At 75.2% G+C, this 7738-nt stretch carries 7 protein-coding genes and 2 pseudogenes; 6 read left to right on the forward strand and 3 right to left on the reverse strand.

Translation table 11 applies throughout. The features are described 5' to 3' along the window. Positions 1–67 precede the first annotated feature (67 nt). Positions 68–1012 carry a hypothetical protein gene (locus tag ONA70_RS18330; protein WP_265007666.1) on the forward strand — a complete coding sequence of 315 codons (945 nt, stop codon included), beginning with the start codon at positions 68–70 and terminating at the stop codon, positions 1010–1012. Positions 1013–1033: 21 nt separating this feature from the next. Here ONA70_RS18330 and ONA70_RS18335 read toward each other — a convergent pair whose 3' ends face one another. Then, positions 1034–1537 (reverse strand): hypothetical protein, encoded by a 504-nt coding sequence (locus ONA70_RS18335; protein WP_265007667.1) that lies wholly within the window; start codon positions 1535–1537, stop codon positions 1034–1036. A 323-nt stretch (positions 1538–1860) separates the two neighbouring features. Between ONA70_RS18335 and ONA70_RS18340 the strand changes: the two are divergent. The 5 genes and pseudogenes from ONA70_RS18340 to ONA70_RS18360 all read left to right on the forward strand — a co-directional run. Continuing rightward, positions 1861–2175 (forward strand): annotated as a pseudogene (locus ONA70_RS18340) (PA domain-containing protein); the annotation flags it as partial. Between the two features lie 87 nt (positions 2176–2262). After that, positions 2263–2988 (forward strand): annotated as a pseudogene (locus tag ONA70_RS18345) (M20/M25/M40 family metallo-hydrolase); the annotation flags it as partial. Positions 2989–3269: 281 nt separating this feature from the next. Further along, positions 3270–3887, forward strand: coding sequence for a mycothiol-dependent nitroreductase Rv2466c family protein (locus tag ONA70_RS18350; protein WP_406601210.1), 618 nt, complete (start codon positions 3270–3272; stop codon positions 3885–3887). A 3-nt stretch (positions 3888–3890) separates the two neighbouring features. Further along, a complete protein-coding gene (locus ONA70_RS18355) occupies positions 3891–4646 on the forward strand; it encodes a hypothetical protein (RefSeq protein WP_265007669.1) in 756 nt (251 codons plus the stop codon). Positions 4647–4722: 76 nt separating this feature from the next. Then, positions 4723–5721 carry a phosphotransferase family protein gene (locus tag ONA70_RS18360; protein ID WP_265007670.1) on the forward strand — a complete coding sequence of 333 codons (999 nt, stop codon included), beginning with the start codon at positions 4723–4725 and terminating at the stop codon, positions 5719–5721. 5 nt (positions 5722–5726) lie between these two features. Here ONA70_RS18360 and ONA70_RS18365 read toward each other — a convergent pair whose 3' ends face one another. Together ONA70_RS18365 and ONA70_RS18370 are read right to left on the reverse strand one after the other, a co-directional pair. Continuing rightward, on the reverse strand, positions 5727–6842 hold the full coding sequence (locus ONA70_RS18365; RefSeq protein WP_265007671.1) for a magnesium and cobalt transport protein CorA: 1116 nt from the start codon (positions 6840–6842) through the stop codon (positions 5727–5729). An 84-nt stretch (positions 6843–6926) separates the two neighbouring features. Continuing rightward, positions 6927–7385: a class F sortase gene (locus ONA70_RS18370; protein WP_265007672.1), complete on the reverse strand. Its 459-nt coding sequence runs from the start codon at positions 7383–7385 to the stop codon at positions 6927–6929. Positions 7386–7738 lie beyond the last annotated feature (353 nt).

Genomic DNA, 7738 nt, shown 5'->3' on the forward strand with positions numbered 1-7738 from the left:
TCCTGCCGCAGCCCGGTCGCGTCGGGCCGGCGGCCCCGGCCTTGCACGGCCGCGCTCCAATGACGGGATGGACGGGGAGATGATCCGGCGGCTCGCCGAGGCGGCCGAGCGCGTGCGGGAGTACGGGACGGTGGCCGGGCAGGTCGAGCTGCTGCGCCGGCGCGTGGACGAGGCGGAGCGCCGGCTCGCCGGGCTGCGCCGCGCGCACGAGCGGGAGCAGGCGGACGTCGCGCGGCTGGAGGGCCGGTCGGCCAGCCGGCTCCTCGCGTCCCTGCGCGGCAGCCGGGAGGACGACCTGCGCCGGGAGCGGGCCGAGGCCGAGCTGGCCGCCCGACGCGAGGTCGATGCCGAGGTGCACCTCGCTGGGCTGCGCCGCGACCACCGGGCCGCCCAGGTACGGCGCGCCGAGCTGGCCGGCGCGCCGGCGGCGTACGCGGGCCTGCTCGACGAGCGGGAACGCCGCCTCCTCGCCGGCGCGGACCCGCGCGCCGCCCGCCTCGCCGCGCTCGCCGCGGAACGGGGCCGGCTCACCGCGCGGGCCCGGCACGTCGAGGAGGCGACCTGGGCCGCGGCGGCCGCCCGCGACGCCCTCGCCGCGGTCCGCGATCACCTGGCCAGGGCCGACAACTGGTCCACCTACGACACCTTCCTCGGCGGCGGGATGATCGGCAGCATGATGAAGCACGGCCGGATGGACGACGCGGCGGCGGCGGCCCGGGTCGCCGACCGGCGGCTCGCGGCGCTGCGGGCCGAGCTGGCCGACCTGCCCGGGCAGTGGCTGGCGCCGGAGCTGGCGGTGGGCGACCTGACCCGCTTCACCGACATCTTCCTCGACAACATCTTCACCGACCTCGCCGTGCGCGGCCGGATCCGGCGGGCCCGGGAGTCGGTCGACCGGGCCGGCACGGCGGTCGCCCGGCTGCGGGACCGGCTGGCCGGCGAGGCGCAGGAGATCGGCCAGCGGCTCGCCGCGCTCGCCACCGAGCGGGTCGGCCTGCTCACCACGCCCTGACCGGTGAGCCCCCCGGCCGGCTCAGCGGGCGCTCGTGCGGGCCGTACGCCGGCTGCCGAACGACTCCATGGTCGTCGCCTTCTTCGCCGGCCGCCGGGTCGCGGCGATGGTACGGGCCCGGGTGGTCGCGGCGGCCTGCTTCGTCGTGGTCTTGCGGGCCGTGCCCTTCTTCGTCGGCGCCTTCTTCGCGGGCGCCTTCTTCGCGGTGGCCCGGGTGGCGGGCGCCTTCTTCGCCGCCGCCTTGGTGGCCGGGGCCTTCTTCGCGGCGGTGGCCTTCTTCGCGGCGACCGCCTTGCTGGTCGGCCGCCGGGTGGGCGTGGCGGTGGTCGCCGCGGTCGTCTTCTTCCGCGCCGCCCGGGCGGTCGTCGGTGTGGGCTTCCCGCCCGGGGTCTTGGCCGCCATCGCCCCGGTCGCCCGCTTGGTGGCGGTCGCGACCTTCTTCGCCGCGGCCTTTGCCGGCTGCGAAGCCTTGCGCGCCCCGGTGGCCTTCCGGGCGCTCCTCGGTGTGGTGGCCGCCTGGGCCATCGCTCCTCCTCGCGTCCGCCGCGGCCGGAGCGGTGGTGGGCGTCGTCCGGCGACCTCGGGCCGATCGGCCCGCGCGGCGCGCGTGTCTTCCCGCCGCACCGGTGCTCAAACACGTCGGGCGGCCGGTGTCGCCGCCCGTTCGGGCGATGACGGCACGGGGCATCGCGGCCAGCGCCGACTACGTGGCCGGACAGCTGGAGGAGGCCGGCTACCTGGTCACTCGGCAGCCTTTCCAGTTCCCGTTCTACGAGGAGTTCTCCTCCTCGTTCGCGCAGGTCGCGCCGAATCCCACCAGCTACGCCGACGGGGTCGACTACGACCTGATGACGTTCTCCGGAGCGGGCGACGTCACGGGTGCGGTCGTCCCGGTCGACCTCGCGCTGGCGAATCCGGCCGCCTCCACCTCCGGCTGTGAGGCCGCCGACTTCACCGGTCTGAACCTGAGCGGCAAGGTCGCGCTCATGCAGCGCGGCGACTGCGGCTTCGGGGTCAAGGCGACCAACGCGGCGGCCGCCGGTGCGGCCGGGGCGATCATCATGAACCAGGGCAACGGCACTCCGGCCACCAACCCCGACCGGTTCTCCCTGTTCTCCGGCACGCTCAGCGCGCCGGTCGCCATCCCGGCGGTTTCCGTCTCGTACCAGCGGGGCGTGGAGTTCGCCTCGACGGCCGGCCTGACCGTCCGGATCAAGGCGGACACCGTCTCGCAGATGCGGGACACGGAGAATGTCATCGCGCAGACCCGCGACGGCCGTACCGACAACGTGGTGATGGCCGGGGCGCACCTGGACTCGGTCCCGGACGGGCCGGGGTTCAACGACAACGGCACCGGTAGCGCGGCGATCCTCGAGGTCGCGCTCCAGATCGCGAAGGTGAAGCCGAACAACGCGGTGCGATTCGCCTGGTGGGGCGCGGAGGAGGGCGGTCTGCTCGGCTCCAACCACTACGTCGCCGCGCTGTCGCCGGCCCAGCGGGCCGACATCGCGCTGTACCTGAACTTCGACATGGTCGGCTCGCCGAACTACGTCTTCGGCGTCTACGACGGTGACGACTCGGCGGCCTCCGGCGCCGGCCCCGGCCCGGCCGGTTCCGCGCAGATCGAGAAGGTCTTTGAGTCCTTCTTCGCCGCCCGGGGCCTGCCCACCGTGCCGGCCGACTTCACCGGGCGCTCCGACTACGGCCCGTTCATCGCCCGTGGCGTCGACATCCCGGCCGGCGGGCTCTTCACCGGCGCTGAGGGCCTGAAGACGGCCGCGGAGGCGGCGCTCTTCGGCGGTGTGGCCGGTGCCGCCTACGACTCCTGCTACCACCGGTCCTGCGACAGCGGTACGCCGGTGGCCGACGGGGCCAACGGCGCCCTCTACGGGCAGCTCAACGCCGACAACGGCCTGTACGGCAATGTCAGCGTCAGGGCCCTCGACGTGAACAGCGACGCGATCGCGACCGCGGTCGTCACGTTCGCCTACGACGCCTCGGCGGTCAACGGTGTGCCGCGTGCCCCGGGCAAGTCGCACGACGCGGGCAACAGCGCCGACGCGCACGGGGCGCAAGCCATGTGACCCGACGCGCCGCCGACGGGCCGGACTCCTCCTCGGAGTCCGGCCCGTCGTCGTATGGCGGGCCTTGATGGTGGGTTGGCCCATTGGATTCGGTCCGGATCGGCCCTCGGAATGGTCCGATCCTGCCGCATACGGTGCTGGCGCAACGGTTTGTGGAAGGGGACGAGATGACGATGACCACCGCCGACATGTGGTTCGACCCGCGCTGCCCGTGGGCCTGGAACGCCTCCCGCTGGCTGCTCGAGGTGGAGCGGGTCCGCGATGTCGAGGTCCGCTTCCACGTGATGAGCCTGGCCGTGCTCAACGACGGCCGGGAGGGGCTGGAGGAGTGGTACCGGGAGTGGCTGAAGCCGGGGATGGGACCGGTCCGGGTCTGCGTGGCGGCGGCGCAGAAGTACGGCGAGGGGATGCTGCGCGACCTGTACACCGCGCTGGGTAACCGGATCCACCACGAGCGTGCCTCGATCGGGCGGGAGCTGTACGTCGCCGCGTTGGCCGAGGTGGGCCTCCCGGCGGAGCTGGCCGACGCGGCCGACACCACCGACCACGACGAGGCCCTGCTGGCCAGCCACCACGCCGGCCTGGACCCGGTCGGCGAGGATCTCGGCACGCCGACCATCCACGTCACCGAGGCCGGCGGGCCGGTGAACGCGTTCTTCGGGCCGGTGGTGGCGCCGTACCCGCGCGGCGAGGCCGCCGGCCGGCTCTGGGACGGGGTGCTGCTGGTGTCCGGCACCGACGGCTTCTTCGAGCTGAAGCGGGCCCGTACCCGCCGACCGATCGAGCACTGAGCCGTGCCCGCCCGCCTGCTGCCCGTCGCGGGACCGGCGCGTACCCTCGCGCTGGCCCAGCTGGCCAACTCGATCGGGGACGGCGCGTTCCTGGTCACCTCCGCGCTCTACTTCACCCAGGTGGTCGGCCTGTCGCCCGGCCAGGTCGGGCTCGGGCTCTCCCTCGCCTGGGCGGCCGGGCTGCTGGCCGGCGTACCGGCCGGGCACGCGGCGGACCGCCGGGACGCCCGTACGGTGGTGAACACCGCGGCGGTGATGCTGGCCCAGGTGCGGATGGCCCGGCGGGTGGTGGACCCGCCCGCGGCGGTGCGGTCGCTGCGCCGTGCCGGTGCCGCCATGGTCGTCGCGTGCGGGCTCTTCGCGCTGTCGGCCGCCGCGTCCGCGCCGTGGGCGGCCGCGGCGATCCTGCTGCTCGGCGCCGGGGCCCAGGTGTACGCCGAGATGGCGCACGGCGCCGGGGCGTGGCAGCTCAGCTTCGACCTGGCCCCGGCCGGCCGGCACGGGCTGTACCAGGGCTTCTTCGGCAGCGGGGTGCCGGTGGCCCGGATGCTCGGCCCGGTGCTGCTGACCTGGCTGATCGTCGACGGGGGCGCGGTGGGCTGGCTGGCCTTCGCGGCGCTCTACGCGACGGCGGCGGCCGGTACGGGGCTGGTGGTGCGGGGGAGCGCGCCGCTGCCGGCGGCTCGGCCGGCCCTGCTGGTTCCCGGCGGCCCGCCCAGCGCCACGGCTCCCAGCGGCTGGGCGCGGGACACCGTTTGACCTGTGCGGCCACTACCCTGACACGGAAGATGGACCAGAGCGCGGGGACACTCTCCGGCCGGACGGGGCGGGCCGGATGAGCCCGACCCAACGCCGCCTCGACCCGGACCAGTTGCGCCGCTACGTCGCCGCCGCCCTCGGCCCCGCACCCGGGGTCACCGGCTGCGGGCCGCTGACCGGCGGCGGTTTCGCGGCGGTCTGGTGGGTCACCCTGGACGACGGCCGAGCCGTGGTGCTCAAGGTGGGCCCGCCGCCGCGGGTGCCGCTGCTGCGCTACGAGGACGACATGATCGGCGCCGAGGCGCGCTACCTGCGGCTGCTCGCCGCCCGGGCTCCGGCCGTGCCCGTCCCGCCGCTGCTGCACCACGGCAGCGACCCGGAGCTGGGCGACTGGCTGCTCACCGGGCTGCTGCCGGGCCGCAGCATGTGGGAGCTGACCGAGGCCGGCGCCGACACCGACGAGGTCCGGGTCGAGTTCGGCGTCGCCCTGGCCGCGCTGCACGGCGTCACCGGCGACCGGTACGGCTACGACGGCGGCCGGGCCACCGGGCCCACCTGGCGGGCGGCGTACACCGCCATGCTGGACGACCTGCTCGCCGACGCGGCGGACTGGCGGGTGCCGCTCCCGGTGCCGGCCGCCCGCATCCGGGAACTGGTCGACCGGCACGCCCCCGTCCTCGACGCGGTACGCCGCCCGGCCCTGCTGCATTTCGACGGCTGGGCGGGCAACGTCCTGGCCGTCGATGGCCCGGACGGCACGCCCCGGCTCAGTGGCCTGGTCGACGGCGAGCGCCACCTGTGGGGCGACCCGCTGATGGACCTGGTCTCGCCGCTGCTGTTCCGGCGTACCGAGGACGAACCGGACGACCCACTGGTCCGGGCGTACCGGACCGTCGCGCCGTTCCCGCTGGACGACGCGGTCCGCCGCCGGTTCGGCCTGTACCGGCTGCACCTCTACCTGCTGATGACGGTGGAGATGCCCAGCCGCGGCATCACCGCCGAGTCCGACCCGTGGCGGGTGGCCCGGCTCGCCGAGCTGCTCGACCAGGAACTGTCCGACCTCGACAAACCGTGACCCGCCTACAGCCAGCCGGAGCGGCGGAACAGCCGGTGCAGGGTGAACGCGGCCGTCGCCATCAGCAGCAGCGCCCCGCCGTAGCCGTACCGCCAGCCCAGCTCCGGCATGTGGGTGAAGTTCATGCCGTAGATGCCGGCCACCGCGGTCTGCGCGGCGGCGATCGCGGCCCACGCGGCGATCTTCCGCATGTCGTTGTTCTGGTCGACGGCGAGCTGCGCCAGCCGGGACTGGAGGATCGAGTTGAGCAACTCGTCGTACGAGGCGATCCGGTCCACCGCCCGGGTGAGCCGCCCCTCCACGTCGACGAACCAGCGGTGCAACGCCGGCGGCGGGCCGTCGCCGCGCTGCTCCAGCAGCGCCCGCAGCGGCGCCTGCAACGGCAGCACCGCCCGCTTGAACTCCACCACCTCCCGTTTGAGCTGGTAGATGTGTTGGATGTCGGCGCTCCGGTCGCGGGCGAAGACACTCTCCTCGACCCGTTCCAGATCCCGCTCCAGGTGCCCGGCGACCTCCTGATAGAGGTCGACCATCCGGGCGCAGACCGCGTACCCGACCGCCCACGGTCCCTCGGCCAGCACCCCCGGGCGGTCCTGCAGGTCCGCCCGGACCGGGGCGAGCGCGCCCGCCGTGCCGTGCCGCACGGTGATCACGAACCGGTCGCCGAGGAAGACCATCACGTCGCCGGTGTCGATCACCTCGGAGGTGTCGGTCAGTTCGGCGTGCTCGACGTAGCTCGCCGTGCGCAGCACGAGCAGCGTCACCGCCGCGTGCCGCTGCACCGTCGGGCGGTGCCCGTCGGCGAGGGCCTGCGCGACGCTCAGCTCGTCGAGCCCGAAGGCGCGCCCGACCGCCGCCATCACCGCCGCGCCCGGCTCGTGCAGCCCCAGCCAGACGAACGACCGCCGGTGCCGCCGGGCCCGCGCGTAGGCGTCGGCGTAGTGCGGCCGGCCCGGGTCCCGCCGGCCCGCCACGTAGACCGCGCAGTCGACCACCGCGTCCGGGTTGGCCTGCCGGGGCCTGGGTATCGCCGTGCCGTCGCCGGGGCGCCGGAGCAGGCGCGTGAGGAGGGTGGGCAGCAGGCGTCGACTTCCGGGGCCGCGTACCGCCGGCCGGTCCATCGTGCACCTCCTTGCGGCAACTCCAGCCGGACACTGACGGCCTACCGTACGGGGTGCGGGCCAGCCGGTGGTGTCGGGCCGGCGTCAGCGGGTCGCGGTGGCGAACACCACGATGTTGTCCGGGTAGTTGCCGGTGCGCGGGTTGAACCGGCCGCCGCAGGTGATCAGGCGGAGCCGGGCGTCGGCGCCGCCGCCGTACACCCGCTCGGTGGGGAAGCGCTCCTTCGGGTACGCCCCGACACCGTCCACGGTGAACCGGGCGACCCGGCCATCGGCCCGGGTGACCTGCACGCCATCACCGGGGCGGAGCCGACCCAGCTCGAAGAAGACCGCGGGTCCGTTCTGCGAGTCGACGTGGCCCACCATGACCGCGTTGCCGGCCTCCCCGGGGGCGGCGCCGGGCCGGTACCAGCCGGCGACCTCCGGGTGGTCCAGCGGCGGGACCTCGAGGGCGCCGTTGCTGTCGGTGGCGACCGGAATGATGTCGGCGTCGACGCCGATGCGGGGGATGGTGATCCGGACCGGTTCGGAGCGGGGGAGCACCGGGCCGGGCGAGCCGGAGTGTTCGGCGGTCGGGGCGACCGACGCCCCCGGCTGCGGGGGTCGGGTCGAGGTGCTGCCGAGGCCGGCGGAGACCAGGCCGGCCCCGGTCGCCGCGGCGAGGATGACGGCGGCGAGGACGGCGACGGTGCGGGCCCGCGACGGGCCGCGCCCGGGGCTGTTCTGTGGCGACAGGTTCCCACCTCCGTCCGGTGTGGGCGCGGTGCCCGCGCCGGCTCAGCCGGCGCGGGCAGCCCTCCGCCAAGGGATGGTGTGGCGGTGGTTCAGGCGACGACCGTGCCGCGCCGGCGGCGGCGCACCATCACGTACGTGCCACCGGCGACCGCCGCGGCGGC

The organism is Micromonospora yasonensis (assembly GCF_026013475.1).
Classification (GTDB): domain Bacteria; phylum Actinomycetota; class Actinomycetes; order Mycobacteriales; family Micromonosporaceae; genus Micromonospora; species Micromonospora yasonensis.